This window comes from Veillonellaceae bacterium (genome assembly GCA_012523975.1).
Classification (GTDB): Bacteria; Bacillota; Negativicutes; order JAAYSF01; family JAAYSF01; genus JAAYSF01.
On sequence record JAAYSF010000050.1, the window covers coordinates 23824 to 43243 of the forward strand.

At 45.0% G+C, this 19420-nt stretch carries 15 protein-coding genes, 8 tRNA genes and 1 other annotated feature; all 23 genes read left to right on the forward strand.

The features are described from left to right. Window positions 1-5: 5 nt before the first annotated feature. The 23 genes from GX348_06840 (at window position 6) to rpoC (ending at window position 19273) form a co-directional block, all read left to right on the forward strand. A complete protein-coding gene (locus tag GX348_06840; GenBank protein ID NLP41905.1) occupies window positions 6-527 on the forward strand; it encodes an NYN domain-containing protein in 522 nt (173 codons plus the stop codon). Window positions 528-670: 143 nt separating this feature from the next. Then, complete coding sequence (gene sigH / locus GX348_06845; GenBank protein ID NLP41906.1) at window positions 671-1399, forward strand: RNA polymerase sporulation sigma factor SigH; 729 nt, start codon at window positions 671-673, stop codon at window positions 1397-1399. Between the two features lie 83 nt (window positions 1400-1482). Continuing rightward, window positions 1483-2571: a 6-phosphofructokinase gene (locus tag GX348_06850; protein NLP41907.1), complete on the forward strand. Its 1089-nt coding sequence runs from the start codon at window positions 1483-1485 to the stop codon at window positions 2569-2571. Window positions 2572-2702: 131 nt separating this feature from the next. After that, the gene (locus GX348_06855) at window positions 2703-3407 is read left to right on the forward strand and encodes a DUF421 domain-containing protein (protein ID NLP41908.1); all 705 of its coding nucleotides are present in this window, start codon (window positions 2703-2705) and stop codon (window positions 3405-3407) included. A gap of 124 nt (window positions 3408-3531) precedes the next feature. Then, window positions 3532-4329 carry an undecaprenyl-diphosphate phosphatase gene (locus tag GX348_06860; protein NLP41909.1) on the forward strand — a complete coding sequence of 266 codons (798 nt, stop codon included), beginning with the start codon at window positions 3532-3534 and terminating at the stop codon, window positions 4327-4329. A 179-nt stretch (window positions 4330-4508) separates the two neighbouring features. After that, window positions 4509-4593 (forward strand) — tRNA-Tyr (locus tag GX348_06865). Between the two features lie 180 nt (window positions 4594-4773). Next, window positions 4774-4849, forward strand: a tRNA-Met gene (locus tag GX348_06870). A gap of 88 nt (window positions 4850-4937) precedes the next feature. After that, window positions 4938-5013: transfer RNA gene (locus GX348_06875), tRNA-Thr, on the forward strand. A gap of 3 nt (window positions 5014-5016) precedes the next feature. Further along, window positions 5017-5101 (forward strand) — tRNA-Tyr (locus tag GX348_06880). Between the two features lie 179 nt (window positions 5102-5280). Then, window positions 5281-5356, forward strand: a tRNA-Met gene (locus GX348_06885). 195 nt (window positions 5357-5551) lie between these two features. Then, window positions 5552-5627, forward strand: a tRNA-Thr gene (locus GX348_06890). A gap of 11 nt (window positions 5628-5638) precedes the next feature. Beyond that, window positions 5639-5715 (forward strand) — tRNA-Met (locus GX348_06895). A 121-nt stretch (window positions 5716-5836) separates the two neighbouring features. Then, window positions 5837-7039: an elongation factor Tu gene (tuf, locus tag GX348_06900; GenBank protein ID NLP41910.1), complete on the forward strand. Its 1203-nt coding sequence runs from the start codon at window positions 5837-5839 to the stop codon at window positions 7037-7039. Window positions 7040-7273: 234 nt separating this feature from the next. Continuing rightward, window positions 7274-7423 (forward strand): 50S ribosomal protein L33, encoded by a 150-nt coding sequence (rpmG, locus tag GX348_06905; protein NLP41911.1) that lies wholly within the window; start codon window positions 7274-7276, stop codon window positions 7421-7423. Window positions 7424-7452: 29 nt separating this feature from the next. Further along, a tRNA-Trp gene (locus GX348_06910) sits at window positions 7453-7528 on the forward strand. A 53-nt stretch (window positions 7529-7581) separates the two neighbouring features. Further along, a complete protein-coding gene (secE, locus tag GX348_06915) occupies window positions 7582-7797 on the forward strand; it encodes a preprotein translocase subunit SecE (protein ID NLP41912.1) in 216 nt (71 codons plus the stop codon). Window positions 7798-7838: 41 nt separating this feature from the next. After that, the gene (gene nusG, locus GX348_06920; GenBank protein ID NLP41913.1) at window positions 7839-8369 is read left to right on the forward strand and encodes a transcription termination/antitermination protein NusG; all 531 of its coding nucleotides are present in this window, start codon (window positions 7839-7841) and stop codon (window positions 8367-8369) included. A gap of 44 nt (window positions 8370-8413) precedes the next feature. Then, on the forward strand, window positions 8414-8839 hold the full coding sequence (gene rplK / locus GX348_06925) for a 50S ribosomal protein L11 (protein NLP41914.1): 426 nt from the start codon (window positions 8414-8416) through the stop codon (window positions 8837-8839). A 278-nt stretch (window positions 8840-9117) separates the two neighbouring features. After that, on the forward strand, window positions 9118-9822 hold the full coding sequence (gene rplA, locus GX348_06930; GenBank protein ID NLP41915.1) for a 50S ribosomal protein L1: 705 nt from the start codon (window positions 9118-9120) through the stop codon (window positions 9820-9822). Window positions 9823-9850: 28 nt separating this feature from the next. Then, window positions 9851-10005: a sequence feature (ribosomal protein L10 leader region), on the forward strand. A gap of 20 nt (window positions 10006-10025) precedes the next feature. Further along, window positions 10026-10556 (forward strand): 50S ribosomal protein L10, encoded by a 531-nt coding sequence (locus GX348_06935; protein ID NLP41916.1) that lies wholly within the window; start codon window positions 10026-10028, stop codon window positions 10554-10556. A 59-nt stretch (window positions 10557-10615) separates the two neighbouring features. Next, window positions 10616-10990 (forward strand): 50S ribosomal protein L7/L12, encoded by a 375-nt coding sequence (rplL, locus tag GX348_06940; protein NLP41917.1) that lies wholly within the window; start codon window positions 10616-10618, stop codon window positions 10988-10990. Between the two features lie 488 nt (window positions 10991-11478). After that, the gene (gene rpoB, locus GX348_06945) at window positions 11479-15297 is read left to right on the forward strand and encodes a DNA-directed RNA polymerase subunit beta (protein ID NLP41918.1); all 3819 of its coding nucleotides are present in this window, start codon (window positions 11479-11481) and stop codon (window positions 15295-15297) included. 22 nt (window positions 15298-15319) lie between these two features. Beyond that, on the forward strand, window positions 15320-19273 hold the full coding sequence (gene rpoC / locus GX348_06950) for a DNA-directed RNA polymerase subunit beta' (protein NLP41919.1): 3954 nt from the start codon (window positions 15320-15322) through the stop codon (window positions 19271-19273). Window positions 19274-19420 lie beyond the last annotated feature (147 nt).

A 19420-nucleotide genomic window follows, 5' to 3' on the forward strand; every position in this document is an offset into this window, starting at 1 on the left:
GCAATATGGGTAAAGACAAAGAAGCCCTGCTTGTTGACGGGTATAATGTTATAAACGCCTGGCCTGAGCTTATGGTGCTTAATGATCTTGAACATTCCCGCGATAAGCTAATAGATATTATGGCTAACTATGGTTCATATCATGGTTATAATGTTTTGATCGTTTTTGATGCGCATGGTGTGTCCGGGGCTGTCACCGAGCAGCATATTTATAATGACGTAAATGTAGTTTTTACCGGTGAAGGTGAGACTGCTGATAGTTATATTGAAAGAACAGCCTACAACCTGGTTCGCCAGGGTGAGAGGGTCTATGTGGTGACGTCTGATTGGGCTGAACAGCTGGTAATATTGGGGGCGGGGGCTTTTCGGATTCCAGCGCGGGAACTAATCTGCGATGTGAAACGGGTTAACAAACTAGTACAGGAAAGGTTTGCCGAGTCGGCCTTGAAATCTCGGCGTCATGAACTGGGAAACCGCTTAAACAGTGAGGTCGCTAAACGCTTGGACGACCTCCGGCGCGGACGTTAGGAAAGAAGTTGGGCTTGACTAAGTAAAGGGGGGTAGGGTATAATTTGCTTGAATGAAGCATGTACCCGTTATTTTTTAGGCACTAATTAGCTTTTAGTGCATTTTCTTTTTCTTAGTGTAATTTGGAAAGTGGGGGAGATGCGATGCGGGTTAATACTCAATGCGCACTGTACAGTTCTTTTGAGAATATGACTGATGAAGAAATAGTTGCTGATGCCAAAGATAACAACAATACAGTCGCACTGGATTATCTTATTAACAAGTACCGCAACTTCGTTCGAGCTAAAGCCAGATCATATTTTTTAATTGGTGCCGACCGTGAGGATATCATTCAAGAAGGCATGATTGGATTATATAAAGCGATCAGGGATTTTCGGAACGATAAACTCTCGTCTTTTAGAGCTTTCGCGGAGTTATGCGTAACCAGGCAGATTATTACGGCTATAAAGACAGCGACCAGGCAAAAGCATATTCCTTTGAACTCATATGTTTCATTAAATAAGCCGATATATGATGAAGATTCTGACCGTACCCTATTAGATGTGCTGTCAGGCTCTAAAATTACCGATCCGGAGGAACTTGTAATCAGCCGGGAAGAGTTTATCGATATCGAAGAAAAGATGGGGCAGATTCTAAGCGACCTTGAATGGAAGGTACTCATGGCCTATCTTGATGGTAAGTCGTATCAAGAGATAGCTATTGAGCTTAAACGACATGTTAAATCAATTGATAATGCTTTACAGCGGGTTAAGCGAAAGCTTGAGCGCTACCTTGACAATCGTGGTGAGGAAACTGCCGGTAGTTGTACTAAGAGCATAAATACTAAAGAACTGCAAATGGGATTTAGTGAATACCATATCGACGAAGACTAGTTATACAAAAATGACATCCAAGCGGGTGTCTTTTTTTGTAATCTTAGATGTATTGAGAAAATGTGATTTTGAGGTGAATATAGATGAACAAAATCAAGCGTATCGGCGTTCTAACGGGCGGGGGCGATTGTCCGGGTTTAAACGCTGTTATCCGAGCAGCAGCTCGTACGGCGCTCGGTTATGGTATCAAAGTAACGGGGATTAGGAATGGCTTTGGCGGGCTTGTTGAGAATCAGATGGTTGAATTAACTTTAGCTCATGTTTCGGGCATCTTGCCAAGAGGCGGCACTATACTGGGAACAACTAATCGGGATAATCCATTCAGCTATCGGGTAACAGAAAACGGACAAACCACTTATCGCGACATGTCAGGGCAAGCGCTGCAGAATCTTAAAGCGGCAAAGATAGATGCTTTGGTAGTCATCGGTGGCGACGGTACGCTTAAGATAGGTGCTGAGTTTGGCGATTTAGGTTTTCCGGTAGTTGCTGTTCCTAAAACAATTGATAATGACATAGCCGGTACTGAGCGGACGTTTGGTTTTGACACAGCCGTATCAATAGCTACCGAGGCTTTAGACCGCTTACATACAACAGCAGAATCTCACCACCGGGTCATGATCTTAGAAGTTATGGGCCGCTATGCCGGGTGGATTGCCATTCATTCGGGGTTGGCCGGCGGAGCTGACTGCATTTTAATTCCTGAGATTCCGTACGACATTTCAGCAGTGCTGGCTAAAATTCAACAACGTAAAGAACAAGGTAAACTTTTTAGCATCATTGTAGTGGCCGAAGGGGCTAAACCTGTCGGCGGAGAGTTGGTTGGAACAGCTGCTGCTACCGGAAGTAGCGAGAAAATTCGTCTAGGCGGTATTGGCGAGAAACTGGCTAAGGAAATAGAGATTCTTGGCAATGTTGAAACGAGATGCACTGTCTTGGGCCACCTTCAGCGCGGCGGCAGCCCGACAGCCTTTGACCGGGTTCTAGCTACCCGGTACGGGACAGCGGTAATTGAATGTTTACTGCAAGGCAAAAGTGGACATATGGTAGCGCTTGAGAAAAACCATATTATTAGTCTGCCGTTCCGCCAAGTTGCTGGTAAGGCGAGTAATGTGCCAATAGACGGTGAACTTGTAAAGGCGGGGCGTCTAATTGGTATTTGCTTTGGGGACTAACATATTTCAGACTAATATTGCATAGGGTTGAATAGTTTTAACTATAAGGAACACTTGCATAGTATGCCGGCACCGGATAATACCATAGGCTAGGGGAATAATAGGCCTAACGACGGTATGGGGGATTAGCGGTGCAGACGCTTGGCATTACGGTGTTTCACATTATTGTTACAATGATTGTTCTGCTGGCTATGTCGCTCCTAATGGGTAAGCGACATGTTGGCGAACTTACCCTACTGGACTTAATTGTTTCGATAACTATTGGCACGGTTGCCGGTGCTGGGATTGTTGACCCAAGCATTGATTTAGTCACAGTAGTTATTAGTATCGTAATCCTGGGTTTTGCTCAATATATTATAAGCTGGGTTACAATAAAGGACCGTAAATTACAGCGCAAAATCATGCACGAACCTACTGTGCTTATTGAGAATGGCGTGATAATTAAGGCCAATCTGCAAAAAGTAAGGTTGCCGCTTGAAAGTGTGCTGGGCCTTTTACGTGAAAAGGAGATATTTGATATAACCGAAGTAGAACTGGCCATATTAGAGCCCCATGGTAAGCTAAGTGTTCTCAAAAAGGCTAAATTTAAGCCGCTGAATGCTTCGCAGGTCAATCTTGCTGTTCCTTCGAATAAAATCTTAACGCCTGTAATAATCGAAGGTGAATTACAAACGAAAAACCTCGAACAAATGGGATTTTCAGCCTCTCAGATTGAAGAGTTTGGTAAGCAGTACCAAGAGATACTCGCCAATGTGTTTGTAGCTTTTATGGATCAGGATCGTAAGTTGTACGTTTTTAACCAAGACGCGAAGGAAAAGGGGATTTTCTGCCATTAGTTTAAATGCAGTATATATAATGGGGCTTTTGCCGATTCTTAGTGGATTTAAATTGTTGAAATTAGCATTAATTGGTGTATAATGAGACGTGCATGCTTGGAACTAACTACAAAGGTGGGGAATGATGGACCAGAATATTATTGCAGTGATTATCGGCATTGTAGAGGGCTTGACCGAGTTTTTGCCAATTTCTTCGACCGGACATATGATTCTAGTCGGGTCGCTATTAGATTTTGAAGGTGAAGTTGCCAGTGTGTTTCAGGTGTTTATTCAACTGGGCGCTATTTTATCAGTGTTTATTTATTATCGTGAAAAGTTTATGACCATGCTGAGCCCGCGCCGAAGCCGTTACAGCGGCGGTTTATCGCTTATACATATTGCTGCCGGCATAGTTCCGGTAGCAGGGGTTGGCTTTTTATTGCATAGTCTGATTAAGAACTATCTATTCTCGTCATTCACTGTTATTATCGGCTTGGTGCTAGGTGGTTTGCTCATGCTGGTAGCAGAGAAATTTGCCACTCGTATAACTGCGCGGACAGTTGACGATATCACACTAAAACAAGCCTTTTTCGTAGGCTTATTTCAAATTCTTTCGCTGTGGCCGGGTTTTTCCCGTTCGGGCTCGACGATTGCCGGTGGACTATTTTTAGGCATGAGCAGAACAGCAGCTGCGGAGTTTTCTTTTATAATAGCGGTGCCGTTAATGCTGCTAGCTTGCATATATGATTTGCTCAAAGTGTTACATAAACTGTCGATTGCCGATTTAGAGATGTTTGCGATTGGCTTTATAGTATCGTTTATTGTTGCCTATGTTTCAATTGTGTGGTTTCTACGGTTTCTTAATAACTCGACACTGGCCTCCTTTGCCTACTACAGATTTATTTTGGCAGCATTCTCGTATTATTATTTCTTCCTGAGGTAAACAATAAGGATATTTTAATTCGGTAAAACAGGTACGCAAAGGCGGTCGTTGCGTACCTGTTTTATTTCCGCCGGTTAGTAGTCGTTTACATATATTACAAGTGTCTTTCGCTTTACAAGTCTAAAATTCTGTGCTAGTATTATGTATTGTGACTAGGAATTAAATCTGTCGCCAAAAATGGAGGGATTCCCGAGTGGTTAAAGGGAGCAGACTGTAAATCTGCCGGCTCTGCCTTCGAAGGTTCGAATCCTTCTCCCTCCACCAGTTTTTTCAAGCAGTAGGTATGGTGAACTATTCAACTAGTGCCACCAGACCGATGGCTGAAGATAAATGTTCAGATGCTAGGCGGAAGCGAGGAGGCGCAGCGCGGCGTACTGGAAGTACGTTAGCAAGCCCCCGGAGCGACAACGACGCAGATGAGCGTTTAGCTTCTGACATCTATATCGCGGGGTGGAGCAGCTGGCAGCTCGTCGGGCTCATAACCCGAAGGTCACAGGTTCAAATCCTGTCCCCGCAACCAATCTAATAGTAATAACTTATTAAAAAGTTATTGACATAAAAGATTCAATGTTATATAATTAGATTCGTCACTGAAACAAGCTTAAAATGCTGGCTTAGCTCAATTGGTAGAGCAGCTGACTTGTAATCAGCAGGTTGGGGGTTCAATTCCTCTAGCCAGCTCCATATGGAGGGATTCCCGAGTGGTTAAAGGGAGCAGACTGTAAATCTGCCGGCTCTGCCTTCGAAGGTTCGAATCCTTCTCCCTCCACCATTTTGTTTCAGAATGATATTGGTGGATGATTGACTAATGCCACCAAGCCAATGGCTGGATAGAAATGACTAGATGCTAGGCACGACGAGTACCGTAGCGGAGGCGTACTGGGAAGTACGTCGAGCAACGGAACGCAGGAGTAACAACGCAGATGGTCGTTTATATACAGACATCTATATCGCGGGGTGGAGCAGCTGGCAGCTCGTCGGGCTCATAACCCGAAGGTCACAGGTTCAAATCCTGTCCCCGCAACCAAGTAATTAAAGCGAAAGCATTAAAATAGATTTTAAGTTGCGCTGGCTTATATTGGCACAAGGCCGCAAACGGATTAGTGGTGTGCAGATGCTAGGCGCGACGAGGATCGTAGCGGAGACGTAATGGAATTACGTCGAGCAACGAACCGCAGGAGCAACAACGCAGATGTGCGCCAATAAGCTGGTTGCCTGACGTGCTGGTGTAGCTCAGTCGGTAGAGCGTATCCTTGGTAAGGATAAGGTCACCGGTTCAATCCCGGTCATCAGCTCCACAATACTATATGGCGGCGTAGCTCAGTTGGCTAGAGCATGCGGTTCATACCCGCAGTGTCCGGGGTTCAAATCCCTGCGCCGCCACCAAATTAAGAAATATTCCTCGCTATATGCGAGGTTTTTTGTATTTTCAGCAGGAGAATTAAATTGTGTGATAGAATTTAATTTTCTGACAGTTAGTATGCATCAAGAGGGAGCTGAAAGTAAAATGGCAAAAAAGAAGTTTGAGAGAAACAAGCCACACGTTAATATTGGTACAATAGGCCATGTTGACCATGGTAAGACTTCACTTACAGCAGCTATTACGCTTACGCTTTCTAAAATTGGCGGCGCGCAGTTTATGGCCTATGATCAAATTGACAGGGCCCCTGAGGAAAAAGAACGCGGGATAACCATTAATACTTCCCATGTAGAGTATGAGACGCCTAATCGTCATTATGCTCATGTAGACTGCCCAGGCCATGCTGACTATGTAAAAAACATGATTACCGGTGCAGCCCAGATGGACGGAGCTATTTTAGTGGTAAGCGCTGCTGATGGCCCGATGCCGCAGACGCGTGAGCATATATTGCTGTCCCGTCAGGTTGGTGTTCCGGCTATGGTCGTATTCTTAAATAAAGCTGACTTGGTTGATGATCCGGAGCTTATGGAACTTGTTGAAATGGAAGTTCGTGAACTTTTATCCAGTTATGAGTTTCCAGGTGACGATATTCCGGTAGTTTCCGGCTCTGCAGTTAAGGCACTGGAGTGCGGCTGTGCGAAGGCTGAGTGTGAATGGTGCGGAAAAATCCATGAACTGATGGAACATGTAGACGCTTATATTCCTACGCCTGAGCGGGCTACTGATAAGCCTTTCCTGATGCCGGTCGAAGACGTATTTACAATTACTGGCCGGGGTACTGTTGCCACCGGACGTGTAGAGCGCGGCGCGATAAAAGTCGGTGATACTATTGAGATTGTAGGGATGGCTGAGAAACCCAGATCGACAGTCGTAACTGGGGTTGAAATGTTCCGGAAACTTTTAGATCAAGCGGTAGCCGGCGATAATATCGGCGCTTTGTTGCGTGGCGTTGACCGGAAGGAAATTGAACGCGGCCAAGTACTGGCCAAGCCGGCCAGTATTAAACCACATACTAAATTTAAGGCCGAAGTTTATGTTTTGACTAAAGAAGAAGGTGGTCGCCACACACCGTTCTTTTCTAACTATCGTCCGCAGTTTTATTTCCGGACAACCGATGTTACCGGTGTGGTAAATCTACCTGAGGGCGTTGAAATGTGCATGCCTGGAGATAATATCCAAATGTATATCGAACTTATTACGCCAATTGCGATTGAAGAAGGCTTGCGCTTTGCTATTCGTGAAGGCGGACGTACTGTCGGTGCTGGTGTTGTAACTTCAATAACAGTTTAAAATATAGGCCCCTAACTTTTGCAAGTTAGGGGCCTATTTAGTAAAATTGTGAATCTTGGAGGTAGTATAAAAAACAGCATCACTGGATATATGTATATAAGTAGGACAAGGCTTCGACTTAAGTTTTACAGCATGCCTGGATACGTGGTATTGACATGCCGTTATAAGTGTGCTAAATTGTATTAGTGACATTTTGAAGTGTTGTCATATTTAGTGGTAAGAGAGGTGCAAAGGATGCGCAATGCCGTGACATTGGCCTGTACTGAATGCAAACAACGCAATTATCAGTCCAATAAGAACAAAAAAAATGACCCGGATAGAATTGAACTAAGCAAGTACTGCAAATTTTGCAAAAAACATACTTTACACAAAGAAACAAAATAATTTATAATAAATTTTGTATTGACATAAGTAGGGGTGTAGCTCAATTGGTAGAGTAGCGGTCTCCAAAACCGTTGGTTGCGGGTTCGATTCCTGCCGCCCCTGCCAGAAAGCTTTGTGTTAAATAATGATTTGGCAGTACAAAACGGGGATGTGAGAAAATGGCTGCCCAAGAGACGGCTGTTCAAACAAGCGTTTCACGCTGGAAAAAGTTTTTGCGTGAAGTTAGAGCTGAACTTAAAAAAGTATCTTGGCCAAATAAGAAAGAACTACTTTCCTATACAGGGATAGTTTTTGTCTCTGTAGTGGTTGTTGGTGCACTGATTTGGATTATTGATACTGCTTTTACTGAGGCGCTTAAAGGGCTTATTAAGTAATCTAAGGGGGTGGGGGACGTACCTGGACGTCCCTTGAGACAATGGAATCCGAAAAAAAATGGTATGTAATCCATACATATTCGGGATATGAAAATAAGGTTAAAGCCAACCTTGAGCGGAAGGTTCACTCCATGAATATGGAGAATGAAGTTTTCCGGGTACTTGTGCCTATGGAAGATGAGGTGGAAGTCAAGGACGGCAAGAAGAAAGTAACCAAGAAGAAAGTATTCCCGGGTTATGTATTGGTTGAAATGATTGTTAATGACAGGTCTTGGTATGTTGTTCGCAACACACCAGGAGTAACAGGTTTTGTTGGCTCAGGTACTAAGCCTATCCCACTAACTAGCGCTGAAGTTAAGCACATCCTTAAATCGATGGGAATGGAAGAAACTAAGCCGAAACTTGATATCAAAGTCGGTCAGCCGGTGAAGATTAATTCCGGTGCATTTGAGAATTGGACGGCGACTGTCCTTGAAATTCATTCTGATCGTAACAAGCTAAAGGTGCTTGTTAATTTGTTTGGTCGCGAGACTCCTGTCGAGTTAGATTTTTCTCAAGTAGAAAAAATTTAATCCCGAAAGGGTTTATGTTGTATTATATTAAGGAGGTGTAATTAATGGCAAAGAAGGTTGTTAAACTTGTAAAATTGCAAGTTCCTGCTGGTAAAGCTACCCCAGCGCCTCCGGTCGGTCCTGCGCTCGGTCAAGCTGGTGTGAATATCATGGCGTTTGTTAAAGAGTTTAATGAAAGAACTGCCAAGCAAGCCGGTTTAATCATCCCGGTAGAAATTACCGTGTTTGAAGATAGATCATTTACATTTGTGACTAAGACCCCTCCGGCTGCTGTTCTTCTCAAAAAAGCTGCAGGTATTGAAACTGCATCAGGTGAACCTAACAAGAAAAAAGTTGCTAAAGTAAATCGCGCTAAAGTACGCGAGATCGCTGAAAGCAAAATGCAAGACCTCAACGCCGCTAGCGTCGAAGCCGCTGAGCGTATGATTGAAGGCACCGCCCGCAGCATGGGCATCGATGTCGTTGACTAATTAGTGCCTTTAAATAAGGCCGAAGCTAATTAGTGACGATTGGCTGGAAACTGTTCAAAAGCTGCCAGATGCTAGGCGCAATGAGCACGCGCGCGAAGTCGTACTGAAAGTACGTCGCAGCAAGCGAGCGCAGTGGTAAATGCGAAATCCTTGGCACTTTAGTGCCTTAGAATTTCGGCTTACCCCTTGCGGGTGCGATGCAGATGGTAGGTTTTCAACAGGTTCTGAAGTGGGAGGAATTTCCGTTATCTACCACATTTAACTAGGAGGATTTAAACATGCCTAAGTTTGGAAAAAAATATCAAGAAGCTGCTAAGCTTATTGATGATGTAAAGCTCTATGAGCCAGAAGAAGCTATTGAATTGGTTAAAAAAACCGCTACTGCAAAGTTTGACGAAACAGTAGAAGTTGCTGTAAGATTAGGCGTAGATCCTAAACATGCAGATCAACAAGTTCGTGGTGCAGTAGTGTTACCATATGGTACCGGTAAAACTAAGCGCGTTTTGGTATTTGCGAAAGGCGCAAAGGCTAAAGAAGCTGAAGATGCTGGTGCTGATTTCGTCGGTGCAGAAGATATGGTTGAAAAAATCCAGGGTGGTTGGACTGATTTTGATGTAGCAGTTGCTACTCCAGATATGATGGGTACTGTCGGTCGTCTGGGTAAGATCCTTGGTCCTAAAGGTTTAATGCCGAACCCTAAGGTTGGCACTGTTACTATGGATTTGACAAAAGCTATCAATGAGATCAAAGCCGGTAAGATTGAATACCGCACCGATAAAGCTGGTAATATCCATGCTCCGATCGGAAAGGCTTCGTTTGATAATGAGAAGCTCCTGAAAAACTTCTACACCCTGATCGATACATTAATTAAGGTAAAGCCTGCTGCTGCAAAAGGTCAGTATATGCGCGGCGTTACCCTGAGCACTACAATGGGACCTGGCGTTAAAGTCAATCCGCTTCGTGCCAGTGGAAAGAAAGACTAGACACTTAATTAATCCTCGCCCATACAACTAAATACTTAAATTTAGGCTGTAGACCGCAGGTTCTTGCTAGTAGTATGGCAAGTTTAATGGAAGTATCCGCCTGCCGAGGCCGGGGATTAGTTTAAGGCATTATGCCATAAATCGGCCTCCGGTTACTGCCGGGGGTCGTTATTGTTTCTAAATTAGTAAAGGAGGTGGATTTGATGGCTGTAACATCAGAAAAACAAGCGTTAGTCGAAGAATTGAAAGAAAAGCTGTCGAATACCAAAGGTGCTGTATTAACCAACTATCGCGGTCTTAATGTAGCCCAGGATACCAAACTGCGCCGCAAACTGCGTGAAGCTGGAGTTGAGTATCGGGTAATTAAAAATACTATGATGCGCATCGCAGCAAAAGAAGTTGGTCTGGAAGGCTTGGAAGAGTCTCTGGAAGGCCCGACCGCTATTGCGATATCTTTCACTGATCCGGTAGCGCCGGCAAAAATTATCTCAGAGTTTGTTAAAGAAAACAAACTTCAAGCCTTAGAAGTAAAAGCTGGTTTGGTAGAAGGTAAAGTTATTGACGCTCAAGGCGTTAAAGCTCTTGCCAGCCTACCGCCGCGCGAAGTGCTTATTGCCAAAGCTCTTGGCAGTATGCAAGCTCCGATTACTGGATTGGTCAATGTCCTTCAGGGATCTATCCGCAACTTGGTGTATGCGCTTGACGCTGTACGCCAACAGAAGGAATCGGCTTAAGCCGAGTTTTGGGATCTTAAAATAAATTTTAAATTTTAATTAAAGTGAGGTATTTTTAAATGACTAAAGAAGAAATCATGCAAGCGATTGAGAACATGACTGTTCTCGAATTATCCGAACTGGTAAAAGCTCTGGAAGAAAAATTCGGCGTATCCGCTGCTGCTCCTGTGGCTGTAGCTGCTGCTCCTGCTGCTGCTGCTGCCGGTGCTGCTGCTGAAGAACAAACTGAATTCGACGTAATCCTTGCTTCCGCTGGTTCCTCTAAAATCAACGTTATCAAAGTTGTACGCGAAGTTACCGGCTTAGGCTTGAAAGAAGCTAAAGAACTTGTTGACGGAGCTCCGAAACCTGTGAAAGAAAAAATCTCCAAAGCTGACGCTGAAGCTCTTAAAGCTAAGTTGACTGAAGCTGGCGCAACTGTAGAAGTTAAGTAATTTAACTTAAATTACAAGTTCCGCATTCAAAATATAAAGAGTACCAGTTTTGGTACTCTTTATATTTTTTGGCTTAAGTATACTTGACAAAATATTACATGTATGATATTATTTTTTACTGCAATATGTATTTGTCTTAACACCGTTTTTGCACACATATTTGTCATTTATATTGCCAATTTATACAATTTCAAGGCAAATTACAAATGTATCTTTGAATAATGTATAAATTAGCGAATGGCAGGAAATAGTAATATAATGGAGGATGAATTTATTTCATTCGTATTAAAAAAAGCAAGGTCTTACCTGACTTGAAGAGCCTTGCCTTTTTTTCGTATGCTGCCCTCGGCATAATATTTTATTTAATATGCGCCGTATAGGGTGAATTTTTACTTTGTTTTAAAATCTTATTGCTATTATTTGCTAACAAGCATTACTTTATGTGTTGTCTTTGTTTAACCAAATTGGGCTAAGGGGTGAAGGATTTAATGTTCAATCCTGTTCCGGTGGGTAAAAGGATCCGATACAGTTATGGCAAGATTAATGAAGTATTGGACATGCCCAACCTCATTGAGATCCAAAAAAACTCGTACAGCTGGTTCTTAAAAGAAGGGCTGCAGGAAATTTTCCACGACATTTCGCCAATTCAAGATTTTACTGGCAATTTAGTATTGTCGTTTGAAACTTTCGCGCTTGGTGAGCCCAAATACGATGTTGAAGAGTGCAAAGAGCGGGATGTTACTTATTCCGCACCTTTGCGTGTCAATGTGCGGCTAATCAATCGTGAAACCGGCGAAATTAAGGAACAAGAGGTTTTCATGGGTGATTTCCCGCTGATGACCGAGAATGGCACTTTTATTATCAACGGGGCAGAACGTGTAATTGTTAGCCAATTAGTCCGCTCGCCTGGTGCATACTATGGGGAAACGATTGATGCCAGCGGCAAAAAGCTTTACTCATCTACCGTTATTCCAAATCGCGGTGCCTGGCTCGAGCTGGAAACGGACGCTAACGATGTTGTCTCAGTCCGGGTAGACCGAACCCGTAAACTGCCGGCAACTGTCCTTATCAGGGCTATTGGGTATGCGTCCAATGCATCGATTCTCGAGTTGTTTAATGATGATCCGCGCATTTTGGCTACGCTGGAGCGTGACAATACTGAATCCAAAGAAGAGGCGCTTATTGAAATATACAAACGTTTGCGTCCTGGCGAACCGCCGACGGTAGACAATGCTACCCAACTCTTAGAGTCCCTATTCTTTGATGCTAAACGATATGACTTGGCGACTGTTGGACGTTACAAGTTAACTAAAAAATTAGGCTGGCGCCGCCGCTTAATGGCTAAGACGCTGCACGAGTCTATTGTTGATAAAGAAACTGGTGAGATTATTGTACCAGAAGGTACGCTTGTCACTGAACGAGTACTCGATAAGCTGGAAGAAAGCGGTGTATTTGATGGTACCAACTTGATTGACATTAAGATCAGGAAAAAGGACGGTACTGCGGTTAAAATGCTCTGCAACCCATCTTTACCGTTTACGCACCGGACCATAACCCGAGAAGATATTGTAGCTTCAGTTAACTATCTTCTTAATCTAATGGACGGCTTTGGCAATCCTGATGATATTGACCATCTTGGCAACCGTCGGCTCCGATCAGTTGGCGAGCTCTTGCAAAACCAGTTCCGGATTGGTTTGTCTCGGATGGAACGCGTCGTCCGCGAGCGCATGACCATTCAGGATGTTGATGTTATTACACCGCAGGCACTGATTAATATCAGACCAGTTGTTGCAGCAATAAAGGAATTCTTTGGTTCTAGCCAACTTTCACAGTTTATGGACCAAACAAACCCGCTGGCTGAGCTTACTCATAAACGCCGGCTGAGCGCCCTCGGACCAGGCGGCTTGAGCCGTGAACGTGCCGGCTTCGAAGTTCGTGACGTTCATCACTCCCACTATGGTCGTATGTGTCCGATTGAAACCCCGGAAGGCCCGAACATCGGTCTTATCGGTTCACTTTCAACTTTTGCCCGGATTAATCAGTTTGGTTTTATTGAGACTCCTTACCGCCGGGTTGACAAGGAAAGCCGCAAAGTAACTGATGAAGTTCGGTACTTGACGGCTGATGAAGAGGATGAAATGATTGTTGCCCAGGCTAACGAAGAACTGGACGAGAATGGCTGGTTCGTAAAGCCCAAGGTAACAGCTCGCTATAGGTATGATGTCCTTGTTGTTCCGGCCGAGCAAGTTGACTATATGGACGTTTCCCCAAAACAGGTTGTATCCATTGCGACAGCTATGATTCCGTTCTTAGAGAATGATGATGCTAACCGTGCGCTGATGGGCGCAAACATGCAGCGTCAGGCAGTCCCGCTTTTAAGAACACAGGCTCCGCTAATTGGAACCGGTATGGAATATAAAGCAGCCCGCGACTCAGGGGTAGTCGTGCTTGCTAAAAACGGTGGCTGGGTCGAAAAGGCTACAGCTAATGAGATAACGATTCGAAAAGATAACGGTGGACTAGACACCTACAAGCTTTTGAAATATCTAAGATCTAACCAAGGCACTTGTATAAATCAAAAACCGATTGTATATGCTGGCGAACGAGTAGAAAAGAATCAGGTTCTGGCCGACGGTCCGGCAACCGACAAGGGTGAATTGGCGCTTGGCTATAACGTACTAGTTGCCTTTATGCCTTGGGAAGGTTACAACTATGAGGATGCTATTCTGCTTAGTGAAAAGCTTGTTAAAGAAGATATTTTCACTTCAATTCACATTGAAGAATATGAATGCGATGCGCGGGACACTAAACTCGGACCTGAAGAAATTACCCGCGATATTCCGAACGTAGCTGAAGATGCTCTACGTGACATCGATGATCGCGGCATCATTCGTATCGGTGCCGAAGTACGCCCGGGTGATATTCTGGTTGGTAAAGTAACACCGAAAGGCGAAACAGAATTGACTGCCGAAGAACGCCTCTTGAGAGCAATATTTGGAGAAAAGGCCCGTGAAGTACGCGACACTTCACTTCGAGTACCGCATGGCGAAGCCGGCAAAATTGTCGATGTTAAGGTTTTCACCCGCGAAAATGGCGATGAACTGCCGCCGGGCGTTAACCAACTGGTAAGAGTTTATATCGCCCAAAAGCGTAAAATCTCTGAGGGTGATAAAATGGCCGGCCGGCATGGTAACAAAGGTGTTGTTTCCCGCATAATGCGTGAAGAAGACATGCCGTTTATGCCTGATGGCAGACCGGTGCAAATTGTACTTAACCCGTTGGGCGTTCCCTCCCGTATGAATATCGGCCAGGTGCTTGAAACCCACCTTGGCATGGCGGCAGCCGCTTTTGGTCTTCAGATTAAAGAAGGTGTGCCGGATGTTGGTGAACGTCTTCAGGCGCTCGGCTATGACGTAGAGAAGAACGGCCTGCCTAAACCTGATGTTGCCGGAATCCACATGGCAACACCGGTTTTCGACGGTGCTCATGAACATGAGATTTTTAAAACCTTGAAATATGCCGGTCTGTCTGATGACGGAAAGACTAAACTCTATGATGGTCGTACCGGTGAAGCTTTTGATAATCCGGTAACTGTCGGCTATGTATATATGCTTAAGCTGGCCCACTTAGTTGATGACAAAATTCATGCCCGCTCAACCGGGCCATACTCGCTGGTTACTCAGCAGCCTTTGGGTGGTAAGGCTCAATTCGGCGGTCAGCGATTCGGTGAGATGGAGGTTTGGGCGCTGGAAGCTTATGGCGCAGCCTACACCTTACAAGAACTGCTAACTGTTAAATCCGACGATGTTGTAGGCCGGGTAAAAACCTATGAGGCTATTGTTAAGGGCGAGAATGTTCCTGAGCCAGGCGTTCCGGAATCCTTTAAAGTATTGATTAAGGAACTACAAAGTATCGGGCTTGATGTTAAAGTGCTAACTGAAGATGCGCAAGAGATCCTTATTCGCGATTCGGACGATGACGTTCATGAAACTGCCAAAGAACTAGAACTTAGTATTGGCGGCGAAGAAGTGCAGGTGTCGTCTGTTGAGCGCAAACAAGCTGACATTGAACCTGACATGTTGGATGAACTCGAAGCGAACGATGGTATAGAGCCCATGGAAGAAGAATTAGATATAATCGCTGAAATTGGCGATATGGGCGGAGAAAAAGATGAGATTCCCGCAATGGATGAAGACGATGATTTTGAAGCTGAGCTGAGTAAGATTCCCAAGAAAACAAAGCTCAAGGAAAAGAAGCTTAATCCGCGTGATTTCATAGAAGACACTGATGACGACGACTTCGAGTAATTGAGAAGGGAGTGGTATCCCCTTGTTGGATGTAAACAATTTCGACTCAATGCGTATTGGTCTGGCATCGCCCGAACAGATTCGTAAATGGTCGCACGGGGAAGTAAAAAAGCCGGAAACAATAAACTATCGTACACTCAAACCTGAGCGTGACGGCCTATTCTGTGAAAAGATATTTGGTCCAACCCGCGACTGGGAGTGTCACTGCGGTAAATATAAGCGCATCCGTTATAAAGGCATTGTCTGCGATCGCTGCGGGGTTGAAGTAACCCGCTCAAAAGTGCGTCGTGACCGGATGGGTCATATTGAATTGGCGGCGCCTGTATCACATATTTGGTATTTCAAAGGAATTCCTAGCCGCATGGGCCTGATTCTTGATATCTCGCCCCGTTCGCTCGAGAAAGTGCTGTATTTTGCCGCATATATCGTAATCGATCCGGGCGATACACCTTTAATGAGAAAACAGCTGCTTAATGAAAGCGAGTACCGCGACTACCGTGATAAATACGGTAACGCTTTCAAAGTAGGTATGGGTGCTGAAGCTATCAAACGGCTGCTGGAAGAACTTGATTTAGAAAAAATGGGCAAAGAGCTTCGACAGGAACTCAAGGAAGTCAGCGGACAGCGTAAAATTCGCGCCATCCGCCGCCTGGAGGTTGTAGAAGCCTTCCGTAAATCGGGCAATAATCCCAGTTGGATGATTATGGATGTTATTCCAGTAATACCGCCTGAACTGCGGCCAATGGTTCAGCTTGATGGCGGTAGGTTTGCAACATCTGACCTTAATGACCTATATCGCCGAGTAATTAACCGTAATAACCGCCTAAAGCGTTTATTAGATCTTGGCGCTCCTGATATTATTGTCCGGAATGAAAAACGGATGCTGCAAGAAGCTGTTGATGCGTTGATAGATAATGGCCGCCGCGGGCGTCCGGTAACCGGGCCAGGCAATCGTCCCCTTAAATCACTCAGTGATATGCTTAAAGGTAAGCAGGGACGCTTCCGTCAGAACCTACTCGGTAAACGGGTTGACTATTCAGGTCGTTCGGTAATCGTTGTTGGGCCTGAGCTCAAACTTCATCAATGCGGCTTACCTAAGGAAATGGCTCTGGAATTGTTCAAACCGTTTGTAATGAAGAAACTGGTCAATGCCGGCCATGCTCACAATATAAAAAGCGCCAAGCGGATGGTTGAACGGGTACGCGGCGAAGTATGGGACGTTTTAGAAGAAGTTATCAAGGAACATCCTGTACTGCTTAACCGTGCTCCGACGCTTCACCGCCTTGGTATTCAGGCCTTTGAACCTGTTCTTTCTGAAGGCCGCGCCATTAAGATTCACCCGCTGGTATGTACCGCCTACAACGCTGACTTTGACGGCGACCAAATGGCTGTTCACGTACCCCTATCGGCAGAGGCTCAATCAGAAGCCCGCTTGTTAATGCTATCGGCGCATAATATACTTGCGCCTAAAGATGGTAAACCAATTGCTGTACCTACTCAGGATATGGTATTGGGCGCATACTATCTAACGATTGAAAAGCCTGGTGCAATGGGTGAAGGTAAAATCTTCGGCAACTATAACGAGGCTCTTCTAGCCTACTATCATAAAGAACTGCATCTGCAAGCTAAAATTAAAGTCCGAGTTCCGAAGTATGGCCTTGTAAATACTACGGTTGGCCGTATGATCTTCAACGAAGTGCTGCCGGAAGAAATCCGGTATTATACGCAAAAAGAAGACGGCTGGTACTTGGGCATTCTCATGGATAAGAAACAGCTAGGCAAGCTTGTTGCTGAGAGCTACCAACAGTTTGGCACGTCTAAGACAGCTAATGTCCTGGATGCCATTAAAAAGCTAGGTTATGCTTTTGCCTGCCGTGCTGGTATCACTATCGCTGTTTCAGATATTAAGATACCGCCTGAAAAGCAAGAAATCCTTAAAAATACTGATGCCCAAGTAGAAGACATCGACCGGAAATACCGCCGCGGTCTTATCACCGAAGAAGAGCGGTATAAGAAAACTATTGAGCTGTGGACCAAAGCAACTGATGATGTTACTAAGGCTATGCTCAATAACCTTGATCCTTTCAACCCGGTTTACATGATGGCTAATTCTGGCGCTCGCGGTAATATCCAGCAGATTCGTCAGCTGGCCGGTATGCGCGGTCTTATGGCAGACCCGTCCGGCCGAATCATCGACTTGCCTATTAAAGCTAATTTCCGCGAAGGTCTTACCGTACTTGATTACTTCACATCAACACATGGCGCTCGGAAAGGCTTGGCCGATACTGCACTCAGAACAGCCGACTCAGGTTATCTTACCCGTCGTCTGGTTGACGTTGCACAAGATGTCATTGTCCGTGAGGACGACTGTGATGTTGTGGGTATTAACCTTATCAGGGAACGGGCTAAACTTGCGCAATCAAGTGCAAGTGCAATCGACTTCCTCAAAGATACCCTCTTAGGACGTGTCTTGGCTGAAGATGTTATTGATCCTAAGACCGGTGAAATATTGCTGCCGCAAGATACAATGCTTGACGATGACAATCTCCGGTTAATTGGTGAGCAGGGCGTGCCTGAGATTGTGGTGCGCGGTTTGTCGACAAACATCGAAGAAGATGTCAATCCATCAGCTATCAACGAAACAATTGTGCTTGGACAGCCGGAAGAACATGTCCGCACTACGCTCAAGCAAGCTATGGTTCGTGAAATGCTCGGCAAAAATACAATTGAGGCGATTACCTCTAGTGACGGCGTAGAAATCGTTCCGGCAGACACACCGCTTAGCGAGGAACATATAGAACAAATTTTGGCTAGCGATGTCCGGGAAGTAAAAGTTCGCAATAACAAGATTAAGGGCATCGAAGTATCAGCTATCAAAGAAGGTAGCGGGGTCATTGAACCGCTTAAAGATCGGATTATCGGCAGAATATCGGCTGAAACTATTACCGACCCTGAAACAGGCGAAGTTATTGTTCCTATGAACGCTATGATCGATGAGCAATTGGCTGAAAAAGTCGTAAAAGTTCGCGATAAGGTTAAGATTCGTTCAGTACTGACTTGTAAATCGCGTTACGGGGTTTGCATAAAATGTTATGGGCGTAATCTGGCCACAGGAAATGAAGTAGATGTCGGCGAAGCCGTAGGTATTATAGCTGCGCAATCTATCGGTGAGCCTGGTACCCAGCTTACAATGCGTACCTTCCATACCGGCGGTGTAGCTGGCGATGACATTACGCAAGGTTTGCCGAGGGTCGAGGAACTGTTTGAAGCTCGTAAACCTAAGCGCCCGGCAACAATTACAGAAATTGACGGCCGCGCCGAAGTTAGAGATGTAAAAGGCGCGCGCAAAGTAACCATTATTCCGGACGTCGGTGAAGAACGCATCTATCCGATTCCTTATGGTGCTAGGCTGATTGTCAAAGAAGGCGATATCGTCAAAGCTGGTGATCGTCTGACCGAAGGTTCGGTTAACCCCCACGATATCTTACGGGTTAGCGGTTTAGAGGCAACTCAGCGCTATTTGGTTTATGAAGTACAAAAAGTATATAAATCACAGGGCGTTGAAATTAACGATAAACATATCGAAGTAATGGTCCGCCAGATGATGCATAAGGCTAAAGTCGAGGAAGCCGGTGACACCACTCTTCTGCCGGGTGAATATATCGACATTAATACCTTTGAGGCTGAAAATGATATGGCTGTAGCCGAAGGCGGCGAGCCTGCTGTTGCCAGGCCGATTCTCTTGGGTATCACCAAAGCTTCGCTGGCTACCGATTCCTTCCTGTCAGCAGCGTCCTTCCAGGAAACAACTCGGGTCCTGACTGATGCTGCCATTAAAGGCAAAGTGGACCCGCTCTTAGGTCTGAAAGAAAACGTAATTATTGGCAAGCTTGTACCGGCCGGTACTGGTATGAGCCGCTATCGCAATATCAAAATTACTCGTCAACAAAACGAGCTGAATGGAGCAGTAGACTAATAATTTCTGTTCCGGGAAGAATAAACACTGGCATTTGTAAGGTGATGCCAGTGTCTTTTTTAGACACAAATGACACTCCTGGGGGCGTGGGTATAAAAACAGCGTGAAAAACTAGGAAAATCATAAGATTCTTGTTTAACTTTATTG